The sequence below is a fragment of the Streptoalloteichus hindustanus genome (assembly GCF_900129375.1).
Classification (GTDB): domain Bacteria; phylum Actinomycetota; class Actinomycetes; order Mycobacteriales; family Pseudonocardiaceae; genus Streptoalloteichus; species Streptoalloteichus hindustanus.
On record NZ_FQVN01000012.1, the window covers coordinates 81737 to 101675 of the forward strand.

A 19939-nucleotide genomic window follows, 5' to 3' on the forward strand; every position below is an offset into this window, starting at 1 on the left:
GGCCTATTGACCCGTCAACCACCGGGCAAGACGATGTTGTCACGACATCCGGACGCGCCGACGTGCGCGCACGCCAACCACGACAACGGTTTCGCGCGCACGTCGTGCTCATCACACAAAGAAATCTGGGGGAATTCTGCCGTGGGCGGTGACCTCGTCCGTGAGTTCGTCCTGAGCGGTCCGGGAGAGAGATGACGACCATTCCGACCCTCGCGGCCAGAGCCCGGCCGAAGGTGCACTCCGGGGTCTGCCAGGGCACCCTGGGCGAGCTCTTCCAGGGCCCCTTCCGGCGCGGCGACCGCTCCGAGATCGCGATCGTCTCGCTGCCCGTCGACCGGTTCAGCTGGGTCTACTTCACCGAGGACGACGGCGTCCGCACCGGCGGAGACCGCGCCAACGGGGCGGGGGCCGACCTGGCCGCCGCGGGCCGGAGCAAGTCGCAGCGCGCCGTCGAGTTCTTCCTCGACCACTTCGGGCTGCGGCTGCCCCCCGGCCGGTGGGACTTCCACACCGAGCTGGCCGTCGGCGCCGGGATGGCCAGCTCCACCGCGGACGTGGTCGCGACGCTGCGCTGCCTGTTCCGGCTGTTCGACCTGGCCTACGACCAGCGCCTGGTGCGGGCCGCCCTGGCCGGCATCGAACGCGCGGACAGCGTCTTCCTCGACGAGTTCGCGCTCTACCTCAGCGGCCGGCACGAGGTCGTGCACCACTTCGGCGACCACGTCGGCCTCTACACCTGCTACACCACCGAGGACGGCTCGGTGGACACCGAGGACCTCGGCGACGAGCTGCTCGCCCACTACGGGCGGCACGCCGCGGCCTACGAGGACTGCCTCGGCGAGCTGGTCGCCGCCTTCCGGGTCGGCGACGTCGGCGCGCTCGGCAGGAGCTCGACCCGCAGCGCCGAGCTCGGCCAGCTCGTCGTGCCCAAGCGCCACTTCGACGAGGTGCGGGCCAACCAGCGGACGTTCCTGGCGGACGGAATCTTCGTGGCCCACACCGGCAGCATCATCGGTTACCTGTTCCGGGAACGACCCGACAGATCCCGGATGGACGACCTTTCCGCGTTCTTTCGCGAGCTCGGCCAACAGTGCCACTTCGCCCGAGGAGGCTGGCGGGATGTTTGACCACATCGCCGACGCCATCAAGATTCCGGACATCGTGCGGCTCACCGACAACGTGTTCGTCGCGCGGTTCGAGACGATGAAGGTCTATTCCGCGCTCGCGGCGGTCCGCCACTTATTGGAGACCGGCAGGGTGCGTCGGGGCGACACGCTCATCGACAGTTCCAGCGGTATCTACGCGTACGCGTTGGCGATGGCCTGCCACAAATACGGGATGAAGTGCCGCATCGTCGGTTCGACGACGGTCGACCGGACGCTGCGGACCCAGCTGGAGATCCTGGGCGCGACGGTGGAACAGGTACGCCCGTCGGCCAGCCTGAAACTCGACCAGAAACAACGCGTCGAGCGCATCCAACAGATCCTGCGCGACAGCGAGGCGAACCCCGGCGACGGCGCGGTTTACTGGATGCAGCAGTACCACAACGACATCCACTACCTCGGCTACCGCGAGTTCGCGGACATCGTGCGCCGGGAGATCGGCGGCCGCCGGCTGACCGTGGTCGGCGGCGTGGGCTCCGGCGCCTCGACCGGCGGCCTGGTCACCGCGCTGCGCGAGACCGACCCCGGCGTGCGGCTCGTGGGCATCCAGCCGTTCGGCAGCGTGACCTTCGGCAGCGAGCACATCGAGGACCCCGACGTCATCATCGCGGGCATCGGCAGCTCGATCCCGTTCCGCAACGTGCGGCACGAGCTGTACGACACGATGCACTGGGTGAGCTTCGACCACGCCCGCGCGGCCAGCGTCGAGCTGCTCCGCCGGCACGCGATCTTCGCCGGGCTGTCCACCGGGTGCGGCTACCTGGTGACCCGGTGGGAGGCCGCCCACCACCCGGAGCGGAACCACCTGTTCATCGCCGCCGACACCGGCCACCGCTACCTGGACCAGGTCTTCGCCGGGCACGAGGACGCCCTGTCGCTGGACGGCCTGGCCCCCCGGCGGGTGTCGAGCCTGGCCGAGCTGGCGTTCCCGTGGTCGGTCATGGCGTGGAACCGCCGGCCCTTCGCCGCGGCGCCCGACGGCGACGCCGACACCAACGCCGACGCCGACGGCCCGGCCGCCGCCAACGGGGCCGCCCACGCGGGGGCCGCCGCGCGCAGCGAGATCAACGGAATCATGGAGGAGACAGTCCGGTGACGCTGGTTTCCCTGGAGGCGCTCACGTTCGGCCTCGGCCGGCTGGTCGACGCGGTCCGCGCCCGCGACCACCGGCTGCGGTTGCTCACCTGCGGCCGCGACGTCTACCGGTACGAGCTGGACCGGCTGGCGGCCGACCCCTCGGCGCCGCTGGACGTGGTCGACGTCGACACCTTCGACACCGACGCGGTGCGGCGCGCGCTGGCCGAGGTGCCCGACCTGCGCGGGCTGATCAGCTCGACCGACACCTGGAGCCTGGTGGCGCTGGACCTGCTGGCGGAGCTGGGCCTGCCCGGGCCCGCGCCGGCCGCGGTCCGCCTGGTGCGCGACAAGGCCCGGCTGCGCGACCACCTGCACCGCGCCGGCCTCAGCCGGGGCGCCAGCCACGCCTTCGACCCGGCCACGACCACGGCCGCCGAGCTGGCGCCGCGCGTCAGCTACCCGGCGATCGTGAAGGACACCGCGGGCACCGGCAGCCAGAACGTCTGGCTGCTCGGCGGGCCCGAGGACCTGGACGACGTGCTGGCCGCCGGGCGGGCGGCGCGGCTGCGCGGCGCGCTGCTCGTCGAGCCGTACTTCGCCGGCCCGCTCTTCAGCGCCGAGACGCTGACCTGGGACGGCGAGACGCGCCTGCTGGGTGTCTCCAGCCGGGGCCTGTCGGCCGAGCCGCACTTCCGCGAGGAGTCGCTGTCCTTCCCGGTGGCGTTCCCGCCGGAGCGGGCCGCCGAGCTGGCCGACTGGATCACCCGGGTGCTGGCCGCCGTCGGCTTCGACGACGGCTTCGCGCACACCGAGTTCGTCCTGACCGCCGACGGCCCCGAGGTCGTGGAGATCAACCCCCGGCTGGGCGGCGCGCTGGTGGGCGAGGCGGTGAGCCGCTCGCTGGAGCTCAACATCTACGACGCCTTCGTCGACCTGGCCCTCGGCCGGCGGCCGGCGCTGATGGACGCGCCGCTCAAGCCCGTCCGGGGCGTGGCGCAGGTGCTGCTGTACGCCGACCGGGTCGGGACGTTCCGCGGCGTCGACGGGCTGGACCGGCTGCCGGGGCACCCCGGCTCGCCCGCCCTGCTGCCCACGGCCGCCGAGGGGCGGCGGGTGGAGCACCTGACCGACCAGCGGGGTTCGGTGGGGATCGTGCTGGCCGAGGGCGAGACGGCCGAGCTGGCCCTGCACAACGTCCTGTCCGCGGCCGGCAAGCTGCGGGTGCGCGTGACCGGCGCCGAGGCCGACACCGAAGGGGAGCCCGAGCGTGGCTGAGCCGCACCTGGTGGTGGTGGGCGGTTGGACCGAGGTCATCGCGAAGGCGGTCGACGCCGGCTTCGCGGTGAGCTACCTCGGCCCGACCGCCGCCGGCGGCGGGCTGGACCCGGCCGTGCTGGAGCGCTGCGCCTCGGTGCACGAGGTCGCGGTCGACCAGGTGACCGTGTGCCTCGCGCTGGCCCGCCGGCTGCACGCCGAGCGGCCGGTCACGGCGGTGGCCTCGTTCACCGAGCTGGGGCTGGAGAGCGCCGCGGTGATCGCCGACGCGCTCGGCGTGCCCGGGCCCGAGCTGTGGCCGGTCGCGGTGACCCGGCACAAGGACTGGACGCGGCGGGTGCTGGCCGGGGTGCCGTCCCTGGCCCTGCCGTGGCGGCTGGTCGCCACCCCCGCCGACGTCGAGCGCTTCCACGCCGAGCACGGCCCGGCGATCATCGTGAAGCCGGTGGCCGGCGCGGCGAGCGTGGGCGTCCGGCAGATCCGCTCGGCTGAGGAGCTGGCCGCGGCCATGGCCAGCCCCGGCTGGCTGCGGGACGGCCAGTACGTGGCGGAGAAACTGGTCGACAGCGACGAGCTGTACAGCGTGGAGTCGCTCACCCTGAACGGCGAGCACTCCGTGATCACCTTCTCCTACACCAAACTCGTCGGCTACCCGTACTCGCTCGGCAGCTACACGATGGTGCCGCCGCCGCCCGGGTTCGAGCGGGTGCGGGACGAGGTGGTCCGGACGGCGCGGGAGTTCCTGACCGCGATCGGCATGACCTGGGGCGTCGCGCACACCGAGATCAAGGTCGGGCCGGACGGCCGGCCCGGGGTGATCGAGTCGCAGACCAGGGTGGGCGGGGACCGCATCTGGCTGATGACCGAGCGGACGACCGGCGTCGGCCAGATCGACCTCGCGCTGCGCGGCCTGGTCGACCCCGCGGTCACCGCCCCGCACCTTCCGGACAGCGACCGCGTGGGCGTGTTCCTCCCGTTCCTGCCCCCCGCGGGCACGGTGCGGCGGGTCGCCGACATCGCGGACGTGCGCCGGCTGCCGGGAGTGCTGGACGCCGACACCAACCTGACGCCGGGCCGGGTGCTCAAGGAGATCACCGACAACACGCAGCGGGGCGGGTACGCCCTGCTGGACGCGCCGGACCACGACGCGGCGTACGCGCTGATGCGCGAGGTCGGCCGCGCCTTCTGGGTGGAGTTCGATGACGGTCGCCTCTGGCATCCCGGGTTCTGAGTCGACGCGGCGACCGCGCCTGCCGCCCGGGCTGCGGTTCCTGATCGCCAGCTCGTTCCTGATCCCGTTCGGCAGCTTCATGGTGCTGCCGTTCATGTCGATCTTCCTGCACCAGCGGCTCGGCATGTCGTTGGGCTGGGTCGGGTTCGTGCTCGCCGCCGCCTCGCTCATCCAGTTCTCCGGGGGCGTGGTCGGCGGCGCGGTCGCCGAGCGGCTCGGGCTCAAGCGCACGATGGTGCTCGCGCTGGTCGTGCGCACGGCCGGGTTCGCGTTGTTCGTCGCCGCCATGGCCTGGTCCGCCGCCGCGGTGCCCGCGCTCCTGCTCACGGCGTGCGGCGCGGCGCTGTACCTCCCGGCGAACAAGGCCTACATCGTCCGGAGCACCGACGAGGAGCGGAAACCGCTGTTCCTGTCGGTCAGCAACTCCGCGCTCAACGCCGGCATGGCGTTGGGACCGCTGGTGGCCGGGTTGCTCATCCTGGACGCGCCGTTGCTCGTCTTCGGCGTCACCACCGGCATCTTCGTGGTGATGACCGTCTGCCACGTCGTCGTGCTCGCCGGCGAGCCGGCGGCGGATGAGCCCGAGGCGTCCGGGGACGGCGGGTCGGCGGCCGACGCGCCGCCCGGGGCGAAGGTTCTGCTGGCGGCGGCGGGCCGTTCGGCGCTCACGGCGCCGTTCCTGGTCAACGCGTTGACCATCTACGTCTACATGTTCTTCCAGAACTACATGGGAGTCTTCACGGCGGCGCACCACTCGCCGGAGGTCTACAGCCTGCTCCTGCTGGTCAACGCCGGCGGCGTGATCCTGCTGCAACCGTTGGCGGCCAAGGCGATCGGGAAGCTGTCCTACCGGTGGGCGATCGCGGTCTCCTTCGCGGCGTTCGGCTGCGGGATGGCGGTGCTGGCGCAGGCCGGGCTGGTGGCCGTGTTCCTGGGAACCGCGCTCATCACGCTCGGCGAGGTGGTGCTGTTCCTGAAGAACGAGCTGGCGGCGCTGGAGCGGTCGCCGGACCGGCCGGCGCTGGCCTTCGGCCAACAACGCCTCGCCGCCGGCGTCGGCGCCTTCGTCAGCGGCGTCGTCGGGGGGCAGCTCTACGAGCTGGCCGTGGCCGGCGGCGGCGACCGGTGGTTCTGGGTGGTCTGCGCCGCGCAGTGCGGCCTCGTCGCGCTCGTCGGCGGGCTCCTGGTCCGGCGATGAGGCGGCAGAACACCTTGTGGGCCAAGGCTTTCGGTCCCCCGGTGAGTCAGTCCGACGCCGAGCCCGCCGGCGGCGCCGGATCTGACACTGTGACGACCACTGGGGCCGACCGCTGGGGGCCGACGTGCCGGGGCCCGGCGTGGTGGACGCGGCGCGTCCCACCAGGCCGGGCCCCGACTCGTCCGTCAGCCCAGGTCCAACTGTCCACTTCGGACGGTTCGGACGAAGGACGCCCACTCACACCGCGCGAACAACAGCGCGGGTCCGGTGGGGTTCTTCGAGTCCCGCACGGCGGCGACGGTCGGGAAGTCCGCCACCTCCACGCAGTTGTTGGCGCCGCTCGTGTAGCTGGACGTGCGCCAGGACGCACCGGTCAGGGACGGGGCCGGGACCCACATTTGATCTACTCCTTGTCGAGTTCCGCGAGATGCCGGTCGATCATGGCCAACGACTCGAACTCGCCGAGCGCGGCCACGCGCAACCGGTCGAACGCCAGCCGGAACGCCTTCGTGTGCTGCGGGCGCGTGAGGTAGTCCGCGCCCGTCAGGCTCTCCACGTAGACGATCGTGGCCCCCGCCCTCTCGAACGAGAGCAGGGTGAACGGCGCGCCGAGCGCGACGTGCGCGCCACTGGCCAGCGGCATGATCTGGATGGTGACGTTGGTCAGCGCGGCGAGCTGACGCAGGTGGCAGAGCTGGCCGCGCAGGATCTTGGGGCCGCCGATCCGTCGGAGCAGCGCCTCCTCGCCGAACACCGCCCACACCCTGGGGGCGTCCGATGAGGACAGACGTTGGGAGCGACGGGCTCTGGCCTCGGCCATCCGGTCGATCTCGGCGGGGGCGACCACGACCGACATGGACAGCATCGCCCTGGCGTACTCCGGTGTCTGGAACGGCCCGGGGATGAACTCCCCGTAGAAGATCTCCATCTCGTCGGCGCTGGATTCCAGGCTGACGAACTGCTTCGCCCAGTCGGGCACCCTCGCCGGCGGGTTCTTCCGCCGGGACTCCTTCGCGAGCTTGCGCACCTGTCTGGCCTCGGCTGAGCCGACCCGGTAGAGCTCAAGCAGTCGCTCGACCTCGGCGTCGGTGACCCGCACCGCGCCGGTCTCGACCTTGCTGATCTTCGCCCGGTACCACTCGAGCTTGCGTGCGGCGTCCTCGGCGGCGATGCCCGCCGCCTCCCGGAGCACCCGCAGTCGCTCGCCCAACAGAAGCCGCTGCACCGCGGGACCGGGGCTCGTTGCCGCCATCCGGCAACCTCCCTTCGCTCAGGCGGGGCTAAGTGTGCCCGATGCCCACCAACCTGCGGAGAGCCCCCAGTCAGGGGATTTCCGACCAGGATTCCTGGTCGTACTTTCTGAGACCTGTCGGCGGCCCCACCCGGAGAGAGGGCGAGCACATGGACCTGGACCACTGGCACCGGATCGAGTACTGGCAGATCAAACGAGGCCAACGAGTCCTCGTGCACGCCGAGGAAATCAACGATCACGGCTTCTACATCGGCCGGACGGTCCAGCGCCAAATGCGGACCACCGCAACGGATTACACCCGTGCCCTGTTCGAGGAGTTCGCCCTCAAGCACCCCACGGAGCCGGGACAGCGCTGGTTGGTGCGGGTGTGGCGGCTCACGGGGCGGAGCGGGGCGAAGACCGTTCGGGTGTGCGACGTCCCCCTGTCGATTCCGGCGGAGGAGATCGCGGAACGGAACGCGGAGAGCGCGCCGGCGGCCGCCGCGGCACTGGTTTGACGCGCCGTTCCACCGGCCGCCAAATCCATTGTCACAACAAATACGACGTTTTCTCGGTAATTTCGTGAGCCAACAACGAACCGGCCAGGAGCCGGTCGCCCACGGGCCCGGGCCGAACCACCCGGCGACCGCCCGACGAACGCGACAGAGGAGGACGCGGACCACCCCGAGCGCGTTCCCGAGCGCGTTTTCGCCAGCTCACCGGGGGCTCACGTAATGCGAGAAATACTCGTGTGACGTGGTTGCTGGGGAGGTGGCGTCGTGGTGCGGCTCGACGGGGTCGGCAAACGTTTCGGCAAGGGGCCGTGGGTCCTGTCCGGCGTGACACTGAGCCTGCGCGCCGGCGAGGTCACCGCGGTGCGCGGGGCGAACGGCGCCGGCAAGTCCACGTTGCTGCGGGTGGTCGCCGGGATCTCGCCGCCGACCACCGGCCGCGTCCTGCACCGGCCGAGCGTCGCCGCCTACGTGCCGGAGCAGTTCCCCGTCCAGGGCGGGATGTCCGGCCGCGCCTACCTGCGGCACATGGCCCGCGTGCGCGGGATGGACGCGGCGGGCGCGACCCGACGGGTCCAGCGGCTCTGGGAGCGGTTCGCGGTGCAGGGCGACCCGGACGGGCCGTTGCGCGCCCTGTCCAAGGGAAACCGCCAGAAGGTCGCGCTGGCGCAGGCACTTCTCGTCCCGCCGAGGTTGTTGGTGTTGGACGAGCCCTGGTCCGGGTTGGACGCCGCCGCGCACGACGTCCTGGCCGAGGTCATCGACGAGACCCGCCAGGACGGCGGAATCGTCGTGGTCACCGACCACACCGACTCGCTGGACCCGTCGGTGGTCGGCGCGGTGGCCCGGGTCGCGGGCGGACGCGTGACGGTGGAGGAGGTTTCTCCCACCGCACCGCCGGCTCGCCACCGGGCCGCCGCCCCCGTCGTGCACGTCCGGCTTCGGCGCACCGCGAAGGCCGTTGGCGCCTGGGAGAACTGGCCAGGGGTGGTCATCCCGGACGAGCGCGCCGACACCGCGAGGCCGACCGAACCCGACCTCGTCGATCTCCGTGTGGCCCGCGAGAACACCGACGCCCTGCTCGCCGAGGCGTTGCGGCGCGGGTGGTCGGTGCACGAGGTCAGCGAAGTCGCCGAGGTGAGCGGGGCCACCGAGGTCGCCGCCAACCACTCCCGCACCGAGCGGTGACCCGCGTCCGTCCTCTTCGGACTCCCCACGCCCTGAGGATCACCGGCTCCCCTCGCGGCTCCGGAGAACACGCCAGCCACTTCCGTCCCGTCCGCGCGCGCCCGCACCAGGGCGACGCGCACACCCCGCCCGCCAGCAGGAGACAGCCGTGACCGCCCTCGTCCGTTACGTCCTGGCCCACGTGGGACTGAGCCAGCGGTACCTGCCGCCGACCTTCGTCCTGCTCGTCGCGCTGGCGATCCTGTACAGCGACGACCCCGGGCCGGCGATGCCGGCCTACGTGCTCACCGCCGGCCTCCTCGTGCCGGTCACGGCCTGGTTCGCGATCAACGCCAGGGGGTTGGAGACCCCGGAGCAGCGCGGCGTCACCCTGGTCGCCGCCGGCGGCCCGCTCCGGGTGCTGGTCGCCGAGATCACGGCCTGCCTGCTGTACCTGGTCGCCAACGTCGCGCTCTGCCTCCTGTGGCCCCAGCTCGCCCACGGCGCGGCGAGCGCGGCCGAGCTGGGCGCCGGGGCGGTGGCCCACCTGACGTGCGGCCTCGTCGGCATCGCCATCGGCCTGGTCTGCGGCCGACCGCTGGTCTCCAAGGTCGGCACCGCGTCCCTCGTCGGCTGCGGGCTGGTGCTGGCCGCGTTGCTGGGCTCGGGAGTGTCGCCGGTGGCCATCTCGTTGCGGCTGTTGGGAACGAACTCGGCGACGCACGAGGCCGCGACGCTGGTCGGAGTCGCGGTCGTCGCGGTCGCGATGGTGGCAGCGGCGGCGGGCGCGGTGCTCGTTCTCGGTCGACGCCGCGACTGAACGTGCGACCGGAAACCGCGACGGCGCGGCCGTGGGCTCTGGTCCCAGCGCGCTCGTGCGGGCGGGCGCCTCGCGCGCGACACCTCTTATGTATTGGGGGAACCCCCACTTCCAGTGTTTCAGGGCGGACTGACAGATTTCCCGGAGATCTGCCGAGGTAGCGGGGAAAGCACACCATCGAGTGAGCGTTGCTCGGTGCTCCTGCGAGGTGGAGGAACGTCGCGGGGTCAGTGAACCGAGCGGTTGCTGTCCAAAGAGGACAAACCTTCGGCGGAGAAGGTCCAACACGCGTCAAGCAGGTGCGAGGCCGGGGAAACCACCCACCGCCGTCCTCAGTGGACCGAAGTCTCCGCGCGCAGCTTCTCCGTCGCCACCGTCATCTTCCGCTACGCAGGAGGCAGCCGCACGGGGTGTCCCGGGCGCACCCGGTGGTTCACCCCGTTGACCCGCAACGTGGTCAGACCGGGCCACGGCGGGGCGTGGACGACGACAGCCTCCGGTCGAACCCGCCACGCGCCCCGGTAGCTGACGTCCAGTGTCGTGCCGTGCACGTGGTTCTGGTCGAGACGGAACCGCAGCGTCACCGGGCCGAAGCAGGTGGCCATCCGCTCGAAGGCGGACTCGGTGTCGGCGCTGATCCAGGCCAGCGGGCAGAGCCGGAGCAGGTGCAGCTCGTCCGGCGCGATCTCGTCGTCCACCACGGCGGCGCGCACGCACCAGGTCAGCAGCGGGTGGGTGAACAGGTTGCCGTAGACGCCGTGCCGGTGCTCGTTGGAGATGAAGGTCTGCGGGGAGATGCCGCCGAACAGCAGGCTGTACATCCCCTCCAGGAAGCGCCCGCGCTCGCCGAGCTGCCAGGAGTGGACGATGTTCCAGCTGTAGCAGGGCTCGCAGGACGAGATCTCGTGGACGAGCACCGGCCGCACGATCGGGTTGGCGCGCACGCCGTACAGCCGGGTGTTGGGGCCGACGCGGAAGTACTCGCGACAGGACGACATCAGCTCGTCGTCGGCGGGGAGCAGGCCGGCCCACACCAGGACCAGCGGCCCGCTGTCGAGCATGAACGCCTCGTGGAAGATGTTGTCCGGCTTGGGGGTGAAGCTGACCGGGGGCACCGGGTGGCGGCTGCCGTCCGGGGCGGTCCACTTCGGCGCGGCGGCGCACAGCGCCCGGTAGGCGTCGACGAAGGTCTCCCGGAACCGGTGGGCGAAGGCGGCGAACTCGTCGGCCCTGGAGTGCCCGCACGCGCGCAACATGCGCACTGCCGTCGTGAGTCCCTTGTAGTTCCACGCCTGCGTGGAGATGGCCTGGACGATGGTCAGCTCGTCGTTGGCGACTCCCGGCGGCATCAGGCCCCTGACGCCGTCGTGGTCGGTGATCGCGCAGACGTCCCTGAGGAACTCGCAGCCCGCCACGACGGGGTCGCGCCACCGGCGGACGAAGTCCTCGTCGCCGCTGAGCAACGCGTGCGTCGCGACCGAGAGCAGCACCGCGCCGTGGTCGGACAGCCAGTCGTAGGCGCGCAGGTAGCCGGGCGAGGCGAGGTAGCCGGGGTGGTGCGGGTAGGCGGGGCCGGGCGCGCGCTCGGCGCCCTGCGTGGCCCGGTAGACCTCCAGGTGCCGGTCCACGACCTCGTGCCAGCCCAACGGGTCCAGGAACATGTGGGCGACCATCGAGGTCGGCGTGCTGTACAGCACGTCGTAGGAGAAGGACGCGGTGAGGAAGGTGAACAGCCCGTTCTCCGGGCTGCGCTCGGCGAGCACCTCGGCGAACGCGGGACTGCGCAGGAACAGCTCGTTGACCTGCCGCTCGGGTGTGGTGATCGAGGCGACCCCCGGCGGGCGGGCCCAGAACGCGTCGGCCTCGGCCAGCGCCCGGTCGAAGCCCACGGCCAGTTCGGCGTCGAAGTCGGCGCGGGGCTGGGGAAGCATCGGCAGGAGCAGGTCGACGCGCGCCCCCCTGCGGCCCGGCAGCACGACGGCGAGGTTGAAGACGCCGGTGTTCGCGCCGGGGCCGAACGTGACCGAGCCGGGCTCGGCGGGTCCGGCCGCCAGCCGCACCTCGCCGGCCTGGTTCAGGACGTAGACGATCTCGCCGTCGCCGGCCGGAACCGTCTCGGCGTGCGGCAGCTCCCCCCTGTTCTCCTCCAGCGGGGCCAGTTCGGGGCGGGCCTCCAGCACCACCCCGTCCTGGAACAGGTAGGGCGCGTGGTGGACCAGGTAGCGGCGGGACAGCCGCACGGCCACGGGGAAGCTCGCGGGGGCGCGGCGCTCGTCGACGTGCTCCACGGAGAGCCGCACCCACGCGTACAGCGGCTCGACGGCGGTCCGCACGGCCCCGCCGCCGGGGATGTGCGCGAAGATCCACTGGCGGAGCACCAGCCCCTCCTGGAGGCGGTGCTCGGTCCACAGGACGGGCGCGGCGTGCGCCGGGTCCCAGCCCTGGACGCCGAAGCCCATGTCCTCGCGGTAGGGGTAGAAGCGCCGGTCCGGCAGGGCCGGCGCGATCCCGTCGGGCCAGGGCACGAAGCCGAGTTGGAAGTTCCGGTCCCGGTAGGGCTCGACGTTGGGCTTGCTCGACCACGCGGGTCCCGGCTCGCACAGGACGGTGCCGTCGTAGAGGACGTTGAACCGGAACAGGTGGTCCTTCCACCCCACCGGTGTCCACACCTGGCGCTGGTCGCCCCACCACAGCGCGGCCAGGGCGGCGTTGGGCTCCCCCGGCCCGCCGACCGCGTCCCCGTGGCCGGTCCCCGGCAGCGGCGGGTCGGACCGGGCGGGCGAGGCCAGGTGGGTCAGCGACCCGCCGACGAGGGCGCCGCCGGCGACGCCCAGAACCGCTCTCCGGGAGAGGGCGGGTCCCGACGCCCTCCGGCCCGCACCAGCCGCGCCCACCATGACGCCAGCGTGGCCGAGCTCCCTCGGCGGTCGGCGGCAACCGGGGCCGGCGTGCCGGGGACTTCACCCGCCAGGGGCGGCATTCACCCCTCATCGTCCACAGTGGACGGTCAGCCTCGGGGCGCGGGGTCCTGGTCGTCGAGCCGGCGCGGCGGGTAGCTCGGGAACCGGGCGAACCGGACCACCGGGGAGCCCGGCCACCAGCTCTCGACCAGGATGTGCTGGCCGTCGGCGGCCGGCGTGGTCAGCACGGCCTGGGTGAGCAGCAGCCGGAAGAGCTGGAAGGGCTCCAGCGGCCGGGCCGCCGCCACGAAGGCCCGCAGCTCCGCCGGGTCCCGCACCTCGACCGCCCGGCCGGCGACCTTCGCGTCGCCGCCGCGCATCGAGCCGTCGCCCGGGTTGGCGTGCACCGCGAACCGGCCGTCCCGCCGCAGGTCCTGGGCCTTCACCGCGCCCCACAGCGAGCCGAGCACGAGGTCGGGGCCGTGGAAGTCCACCTCGGTGCCGCTGACCCTCGGCGAGCCGTCGCGGCGCAGGGTCGCCAGCACGTGGTGCCGGGCGGCGAGCAGCCGGTCCCGCACCGCCCCGGCCAGGTCGGGCGCCTCGTCCGCGAACCGCCGCCACGGCACCGCCCCGCCACCGGCGTCGGCCGCCGACCCTGGAGAGCCGGACGAGGGGGCACGCATCGCCATCACAGGACCGCTATCGGCGGCGCCTCCCGGCATCGAGATCACTCGGTTCAGTGGCGCCCGACCCGTCCGTTCGTGTGATCACCCCGGGACCGGGCGAACCCTCAGGCCACGCCCGAACCCCGTTCGCCGCACCAGTTCCGCAGAGCGTCCGGCAACCGGCCCAGCCGGGACCGCGAGCCCGCCCACGCGACGAAGGCGTCCGGCCGGAACAACACGACCTCCGGCCACCGGCGCCCGTCGAGGACCTCGGCCCGCACGACGTCCACCCGGTCGGCCCAACCGGACGCGCACGCGCCGGCGGCTCCGCCGGTCTGGTCGAGCAGCACGAACCGGTGCCGCCGGAACAGCTCCAGCAGCCGGACGACGTCGTGGTCGGTCCGCAGCCGCGCGTCGGGGAGCCGCCGGCCGACGAGCCGGTGGCTCCCGGTGCCCGGCGGCGGCGGGTAGCGCAGGGTGAACCCGGCGAACTGCCGGACGACCGGGAGCTGGAACGGACCGACCCGCATCAGCCAGTACCCCACCTGGCGCGCGGCCCTGGCCAGCGCCGAGTTCGCGGTCTCGTACCGGTACGCCAGCTCGGCCTTGCGCAGCATCCGCTCGGCGATCGGCCAGCGCTCCCGCTCGTAGCTGTCCAGCAGACCGGCCGGCGCCCAGCCGGCCACCTCGGCCGCGAGCTTCCAGCCGAGGTTGACCGCGTCCTGGATGCCCAGTTGCAGGCCCTGGCCGCCCGAGGGCTTGTGCGTGTGCGCGGCGTCGCCGGCGAGCAGCACGCGCCCCCTGCGGTACCGGTCGGCCTGCCGCTCGGCGCACCGGAACCGGGACATCCACTCCGGGTCGCGCACGCCCAGGTCGCGGCCGAAGATCGCCACCACGCTGTCCCGCAGCTCCGGCACGGTCACCGGCTGGTCGACCGGGACGGCCATCCGGTCGTGGTCGAGGACGATGAGCCGGTGCAGCCCGTCGCCGAACGGGAAGACGGCCACCATGCCGCGCCCGGTGATGCGCGCGTCGACCGCCGGCTCGGGCGGGTGGGCCAGCCGGACGTCGGCGACGACCAGGGACTGCGCGTGGGCCCGGCCGTGGAAGCGGATGCCGGCCAGCTCGCGCACCGCGCTGCGGACGCCGTCGCAGCCGACGACGAAGTCCGCCCGCTCGGTCCACGTCCCCCGCCGCCCGGTCACGGTCAGCGTGACCGAGGTGTCGTCCTGCTCCAGGCCCACCACGCGGACGTCGCGGACCACCTCCGCGCCGGCCCGCTCCGCCCGTGCCTCCAGCACCTCCTCGGTGCGCTGCTGCGGGATGATCAGAATGTAGGGGTACGGGGTGTCCAGCCGGCCGTAGTCGAGGAAGGCCCGGCCGTCGCCGACGGGCTGACGCGCCCACGGCAGGCCCCGGTCGAGGAGGTCCGCGACGTCGGCGCGCAGGTCGAGCAGCTCCATCGTGCGCGGCTCCACCCCGCACGCGCGGGACCACGGCGAGCGGCGGGGCCTTTTCTCCAGCACCCGGCAGGGCACGCCGGCGCCGGCGAGCTCGGCGGCCAGCGCCAGCCCGGTCGGCCCGGCGCCCACCACGAGCACGGAACCCATCAGCGCTCCCTCCGCCCGCCGGCGATGCCCCGCCATCCCGTTGTCAGCCGCTGTCAGGGGCTGCCAGCCGTCGTCAGCCGTTGTCCGCGGTTCTCGTGCCGTTCTTCCGCGCGTTGTCGTCGGGTTCGGAGACAGCCATGGCCGAACCGCGCCCGAGTTGATCACCGGAACGGGCCCGGGAAACACTATTGCCACCGAAGAATCGTCGGCGACGGCCAGGACAGAACAATGACAGGATTCTTTCCGCGCTGACCGGAGATCCCGTCCGCACCCGCCCGCCGTCCGGCCACGGTCACCGCTAGTAGGGCCTACCGACCCCGCTGAAACCCTCCCCACCTGTGCTGACGGCGACGAGGAGAGATCAACAGCGCCGGTGGGACGACCGGAAGAGGCTCCCCGAGTGCGGTCGAGTTCCTGTCAGCCGACCCTTTTACTTGACGCAGTCAGTCGACGCGGTCCCGCCGGTGCTCCTTCACCCGGTCGGCGCTGCCGCTCGACGCACCGCCACTCCATAATTCGATACGGCACGCCGACGGCCGGGCACCGGCCGCCCGGAGAATGGGAAATACCGATCTCCGGCCGCGAGGCATTCTCGAACAACACCCGGAACAACGGGGGCGGGTCGCCGACCGCGCCGTGGCGGGGTGACCGGAACACCCGGTTCGGGAGAACGCGCGCCGACCGGCGACGACATCCACACGACGGGAACGCGATGGGCAATCCGGGGCACGTCAGGACCTTCGACCGGATCGCGCCGGTGTACGACGCGCGTTACGGCCGGGGATGCGCTCCCGCCCACGAGCTGGCGCTGGACGCCGTCACCGCCGCCGGGGTGTCCCCCGGCGTGCTCCTGGACGTGGGCTGCGGAACCGGCCGGCTGCTGGCGCTCGCCCGCGTGCGGTGGCCGAACGCCCGCCTGCTGGGCGTGGACCCCGCGCCCCGGATGGTCGCGGTCGCGGCGCGGCAGGCGCCCCTGGCCGGGACCGCGGTGGCGGCCGCCGAGGCGCTGCCCCTCGGGGACGCCAGCGTCGACGTCGTCGTGAGCACCACCTCGTTCGGGCACTGGGCCGACCAGCGGGCCGGGCTCGCCGAGGTCGCCAGGGTGCTCCGCCCCGGCGGCGCCGGCGTCGTCGTCGAGCACCCGCCGCCCGGGCCGGTCACCCGGCTGTCGCTGTGGCTGACCCGACGCCTGCCCCGGTTGCGGCACGCGGACGTGATGGTCGCCCTGGCTTCGGGCGCCGGGCTGCGCGCGACGCGCTGCGGCCCGGCGGCGGGCTTCCTGGTCACCGTGGTCACCCGGCCGGGTTGATCGCGCGCCCCGCGGGACGCCGCGCCCAGCGCCGCCGGACACGCCTGCTCGACGCCGCCCCCACCGCGACGAAGCGAGGACGATCCATGGCCACACCGAACCCGGACTGGGGCGCCCTGCGGCGGAGCCTCGACGGGGAGCTCGTCCTGCCAGGGGACGACGGCTACGACGCGGCGCGGCAGGTCGCACTGCGCCAGTTCGACGAGATCCGCCCACGGGCGGTCGTCCTGTGCGAGACGACGGCGGACGTGCGGGCGGCGGTCGCGTTCCTCCGCGCGACCGGGCTCCGGTGCGTGCCCCGCAGCGGCGGGCACAGCAACGCCGGCTACACGGCGGGACCCGGCGTCGTCGTGGACCTGTCCCGGATGGACCGGGTGGAGCTGGCCGACGGGGTGTTGCGCGCCGAGGCGGGCGCGCAGTTGGTCGACGTGTACGACCGGACGCTCCGGGAAAACCTGGCGGTGCCCGCCGGGTGGTGCGCCACGGTGGCCCTGGGCGGGCTGGCACAGGGCGGCGGGATCGGCCTGGAGTGCCGCGCGCACGGCCTGACGGTCGACCACGTGCTGTCCGCGACGGTGGTCCTCGCCGACGGGCGGGTGGTGGAGTGCGACGCCGAGCGGCACCCCGACCTGTTCTGGGCGCTGCGGGGTGGGGGCGGCGGCAACTTCGGCATCGTCACCGAGTTCACCTTCCGCCCCGTCCCGGTGCCCCGCGACGTCGTGAGCTACACGCTGGTCTGGCCGTGGGCGGTGGCCGAGGACGTGGTCGACGCGTGGCAGCGGTGGGCGCCGGACGCCCCGGACGAGCTGGCCGCGGTGCTGAACGTCGGGATGCCGGACGCCGCCGAGGGCCGGCAGCCCCGCCTGCGCGCCGCCGGGGTCTGGTTCGGCGACCCGGCCGACCTCCCGCCCCTGTTCGACCGTCTGGTGGAGCGGGTGGGGACCGAACCGGCGGACAGCACGATCCTGCCCCGGTCGTACCGGAGCGCGCTGATGACCTGGTTCGACTGCGACGGCTTCAGCGTGGCCGAGTGCCACACCGTGGGGCACAACCCGCTCGCGAAGCTGAGCCGCTACGCGTTCGCCCTGGCCAGGGGGAACTTCGTGGAGTCGGTGCTGCCGCGCGAGGGCGTCCGCGCGTTGCTCGACGCCTTCGACCGCGGGCGGTGCGCCGGCCAGGCGCGGGACCTGGACCTGATCGCGTTCGGCGGCGCGGCGAACCGGGTGCCACCGGACGCCACCGCCTTCGCCCACCGGACGCACCGGTTCTACGCCGGTTACTCGACGGGGATGGACCCCCGGGTGACCGACGAGGGCAGACGGGCCGGCGAGCAGTGGATCGACGGCTGCTTCCAGGCCCTGCGGCGCTGGGGTTCCGGGCACGCCTACCAGAACTTCGTCGACCCGAAGCTGCCGAACTGGCAGCACGCCTATTACGGAGCGAACTACCCCCGGCTGCGCCGGGTGAAGGCCGCGTACGACCCGGAGGGGTTCTTCCGGCTGCCCCAGTCGATCGAGCTGCCCTGAGCGGCGTCCGGTCCGAACGGCCTTTTCGACGTCTCGACATCTCGACCGCGACGCCGGCGAGCGCCGCGGGGAGACGCCCACCGAAAGGATCCGGCCGAGTGAACGGGTGAACACCGGCCAATACGGTTCGAAATATTTTCACCGCCACCCGAATCGCGCTGTCCTCCGCCGCCGACCGGACCTCTCCCGTAACGAGAAACACATGAGCACCAAGCATGACCCGCACGTCACACCCATCGGCACCAGTTCCCGGGTCCTCCTTTCCGCCGTCGCTACTCCGCGCGGGCGCTCACGGATTCCGCTGTTCGTCCCCGGGTCCTGACACCGCTGTCGCCGCCCCGTACTCCGTCCTTGTGAGAACAACAAGCGCACTTGACGAGGAACACCCTCGTCCATAGCATCGGTCCCTGTCGGGTATTGTCAGAAAATACGGCCGGATTTCGCGGGACGAAAAGACGGCCAGAAAACACGGGTGAGGAGTCATCGGGTTCGCGGCCCGCCGCCGCTCCAGCGCCGTCCCGCGCGACCACCCACGTTGTTCGTCCTCGTCCCGTGGGGTGGGACGTGACCGGCCACAGAAAGGGGACGGGGTGTCCGAGATGGTGGGCTCCGCACGGCACGAGACCGCCCGGGTCGATCCCGGGGCGACGGGCGCGGCGGGCTGGGACCGGGAGGAGGTCCAGCTCCTGCGCTGGCCCTTCGACTCCGCGCGGCGGGAGCACTGCCGGGCGCTGGGCGTGCTGCGCCTGCTCGTGGTGGAGGCGGGGTCGGCGGCCCCGATCTGCTCCGACGTCCGGGAGGACTGGGTCCGCGCGCCGGTGCCCAGGGAGGACCTGCTGGCCCGGATGGCGGCGTTGCGCGCCAAGGCGCGGGCGCACCGGACGCCGCGGCTGGACCCCAGCGGCGTGCTGTGCCTGGGCGAGCGGTCGATCTCCGTCTCGCCGGCCGAGGCGCAGCTCCTGGAGCTGCTCGTGCTCCGGTTCGCCGCGCTGGTGCCCAGGGAGGCGTTGCGCGCGCGGCTGTCCGACGGGGACCGCACGGCCAGCCGCAACGCGCTCGACCTGCACATCAAGCGGCTCCGGCGACGGATCGCCCCGCTGGGGCTGGCGATCCGCACCGCGTGGGGCCGCGGCTACCTGCTGGAGTTCGACGCCGGGGTCGGCGCGCCCGAGGCGTCGGACGACGCGGTGCCCCGACCCCGGCGGGGACCCACCCGGCGCGGCGACGAGCACGGCGGGCGCCGGCACCCCGGCGTGGAGGCCGGCCGCCCCGGCCGGGGACGCCGGTAGGCCGCGCCCCTCGGCTCTCCCCCGGTCCCGCTCGGGGTCCGATCCAGATCGCTCAGTTCACGTCGTCGGGGTGCGGGCCGGAGCGCGTGCCGTCGGCCACGCTCCCGAGCTCTGTTCTGTCCACTGAGGACAGCTTGAACGCCCCGCCCTGGTGATAGATCCACACCTTCGTGAGCCGAGTTGTCCACATGCCACCGAGTTGTCCACAGCGGACGAATCTCGCCTCGTGGCGGCCGGGCGTTCGGCGATAGGCTGGTCGCGGGGCTCGCCCCCCGGGACGGGTGGGGGCTGTACTCCGGCAGGTGAGTGGCGGGTCAGGCGCCGCGGGGTGGGGTGGCGCGGAAGGCGGCGATCGTCGCGGTGCCGAACGCCCGGTAACCGGCTTCGAGCGCGGCGCGCACCGGGGTGTCGTCGGCCTCCGGGAGCCGGAAGACGTCGAGACCGAGCCGGGGCATTCGCACACCGTTGTTCGGCGTGACCGCGGGAATGATCGGCATGTCTTCCTCTTGTCGCGGCGGAACCCGATCCTGGCGCGGACGGGACGGTCGGAAATGCGCGCGCAGACCGCCCGAGCCGGCCCGCCACGACGCCGACGCGCGAAATGCGGCGACCACGGCGGCCGAGAAACCCGCCGTTCGGCGCGGAAGCCGCTCCCGGGCGCGCGTCGCCGTCGTCGCAGGTGAGAACGGGCGATCTTCGTGCCGGCTCTGGGTCATGCGATGCGGGGAATACGTCGGTCCGACAAATCGTGCCGCGCGGTCGACGTCGCCGGGAACAGCCGGACAGAGACGTGACCGAAAGTCGGCCGCATCCGTCCGCGCTGTTCACTCCGTTCTCGACCCGCGTTCACACAGGACCGTTCACGTGGGGCCGTTCCGTGCCCCGTCCGGACCATTGACAGCGTTCGCCGCGCCGACGTAGCTTCGCTGACGGCCCGACTTTCCCGTCGACGGTGAAACGATCACG

At 72.9% G+C, this 19939-nt stretch carries 17 protein-coding genes; 11 read left to right on the forward strand and 6 right to left on the reverse strand.

What is annotated here, in order from left to right:
* Window positions 1–191: 191 nt before the first annotated feature.
* From BUE43_RS27675 to BUE43_RS27695, 5 genes are read left to right on the forward strand one after another with little or no spacing between them, the layout of a single operon-like run.
* A complete protein-coding gene (locus BUE43_RS27675; RefSeq protein ID WP_073488882.1) occupies window positions 192–1127 on the forward strand; it encodes a GHMP family kinase ATP-binding protein in 936 nt (311 codons plus the stop codon).
* Window positions 1120–2259, forward strand: a complete 1140-nt coding sequence (locus tag BUE43_RS27680) for a pyridoxal-phosphate dependent enzyme (RefSeq protein WP_073488884.1) — start codon at window positions 1120–1122, stop codon at window positions 2257–2259. The genes BUE43_RS27675 and BUE43_RS27680 overlap by 8 nt, the downstream gene beginning before the upstream one ends.
* Window positions 2256–3515: an ATP-grasp domain-containing protein gene (locus BUE43_RS27685; RefSeq protein ID WP_073488886.1), complete on the forward strand. Its 1260-nt coding sequence runs from the start codon at window positions 2256–2258 to the stop codon at window positions 3513–3515. Before BUE43_RS27680 ends, BUE43_RS27685 begins: the two co-directional genes overlap by 4 nt.
* On the forward strand, window positions 3508–4746 hold the full coding sequence (locus tag BUE43_RS27690) for an ATP-grasp domain-containing protein (protein WP_073488889.1): 1239 nt from the start codon (window positions 3508–3510) through the stop codon (window positions 4744–4746). The genes BUE43_RS27685 and BUE43_RS27690 overlap by 8 nt, the downstream gene beginning before the upstream one ends.
* Window positions 4715–5944: an MFS transporter gene (locus tag BUE43_RS27695; RefSeq protein ID WP_073488891.1), complete on the forward strand. Its 1230-nt coding sequence runs from the start codon at window positions 4715–4717 to the stop codon at window positions 5942–5944. Before BUE43_RS27690 ends, BUE43_RS27695 begins: the two co-directional genes overlap by 32 nt.
* A 185-nt stretch (window positions 5945–6129) precedes the next feature.
* Here BUE43_RS27695 and BUE43_RS27700 read toward each other — a convergent pair whose 3' ends face one another.
* Window positions 6130–6342: a DUF397 domain-containing protein gene (locus tag BUE43_RS27700; protein WP_073488893.1), complete on the reverse strand. Its 213-nt coding sequence runs from the start codon at window positions 6340–6342 to the stop codon at window positions 6130–6132.
* Window positions 6343–6347: 5 nt separating this feature from the next.
* Window positions 6348–7196 carry a helix-turn-helix domain-containing protein gene (locus tag BUE43_RS27705; RefSeq protein WP_073488895.1) on the reverse strand — a complete coding sequence of 283 codons (849 nt, stop codon included), beginning with the start codon at window positions 7194–7196 and terminating at the stop codon, window positions 6348–6350.
* 149 nt (window positions 7197–7345) lie between these two features.
* Here BUE43_RS27705 and BUE43_RS27710 point away from each other — a divergent pair, with 149 nt between their 5' ends.
* From BUE43_RS27710 to BUE43_RS27720, 3 genes are all read left to right on the forward strand, one after another.
* Window positions 7346–7693, forward strand: a complete 348-nt coding sequence (locus BUE43_RS27710) for a hypothetical protein (protein ID WP_073488897.1) — start codon at window positions 7346–7348, stop codon at window positions 7691–7693.
* Window positions 7694–7954: 261 nt separating this feature from the next.
* Window positions 7955–8875, forward strand: coding sequence for an ABC transporter ATP-binding protein (locus tag BUE43_RS27715; RefSeq protein ID WP_200797686.1), 921 nt, complete (start codon window positions 7955–7957; stop codon window positions 8873–8875).
* Between the two features lie 148 nt (window positions 8876–9023).
* The gene (locus BUE43_RS27720; RefSeq protein ID WP_073488899.1) at window positions 9024–9674 is read left to right on the forward strand and encodes a hypothetical protein; all 651 of its coding nucleotides are present in this window, start codon (window positions 9024–9026) and stop codon (window positions 9672–9674) included.
* Window positions 9675–10060: 386 nt separating this feature from the next.
* Here the strand turns inward: BUE43_RS27720 and BUE43_RS27725 are convergent, their stop codons facing one another.
* From BUE43_RS27725 to BUE43_RS27735, 3 genes are all read right to left on the reverse strand, one after another.
* Window positions 10061–12571, reverse strand: a complete 2511-nt coding sequence (locus tag BUE43_RS27725; RefSeq protein WP_073488901.1) for a hypothetical protein — start codon at window positions 12569–12571, stop codon at window positions 10061–10063.
* Between the two features lie 110 nt (window positions 12572–12681).
* A complete protein-coding gene (locus BUE43_RS27730) occupies window positions 12682–13257 on the reverse strand; it encodes a pyridoxamine 5'-phosphate oxidase family protein (protein WP_234995962.1) in 576 nt (191 codons plus the stop codon).
* Between the two features lie 107 nt (window positions 13258–13364).
* Window positions 13365–14849 (reverse strand): FAD-dependent monooxygenase, encoded by a 1485-nt coding sequence (locus tag BUE43_RS27735; RefSeq protein WP_073488905.1) that lies wholly within the window; start codon window positions 14847–14849, stop codon window positions 13365–13367.
* Window positions 14850–15561: 712 nt separating this feature from the next.
* Between BUE43_RS27735 and BUE43_RS27740 the strand changes: the two genes are divergently transcribed.
* From BUE43_RS27740 to BUE43_RS27750, 3 genes are all read left to right on the forward strand, one after another.
* Window positions 15562–16158, forward strand: a complete 597-nt coding sequence (locus BUE43_RS27740; protein WP_073488907.1) for a class I SAM-dependent methyltransferase — start codon at window positions 15562–15564, stop codon at window positions 16156–16158.
* 86 nt (window positions 16159–16244) lie between these two features.
* Window positions 16245–17684, forward strand: a complete 1440-nt coding sequence (locus BUE43_RS27745; RefSeq protein ID WP_083960238.1) for an FAD-binding oxidoreductase — start codon at window positions 16245–16247, stop codon at window positions 17682–17684.
* 599 nt (window positions 17685–18283) lie between these two features.
* A complete protein-coding gene (locus BUE43_RS27750; protein ID WP_083960246.1) occupies window positions 18284–18973 on the forward strand; it encodes a helix-turn-helix domain-containing protein in 690 nt (229 codons plus the stop codon).
* 314 nt (window positions 18974–19287) lie between these two features.
* On the opposite strand, the gene BUE43_RS27755 is transcribed toward BUE43_RS27750, so the two are convergent.
* Entirely contained in the window at window positions 19288–19470 is a 183-nt protein-coding gene (locus tag BUE43_RS27755; RefSeq protein ID WP_073488911.1) for a hypothetical protein, read from the reverse strand.
* Window positions 19471–19939: the final 469 nt, after the last annotated feature.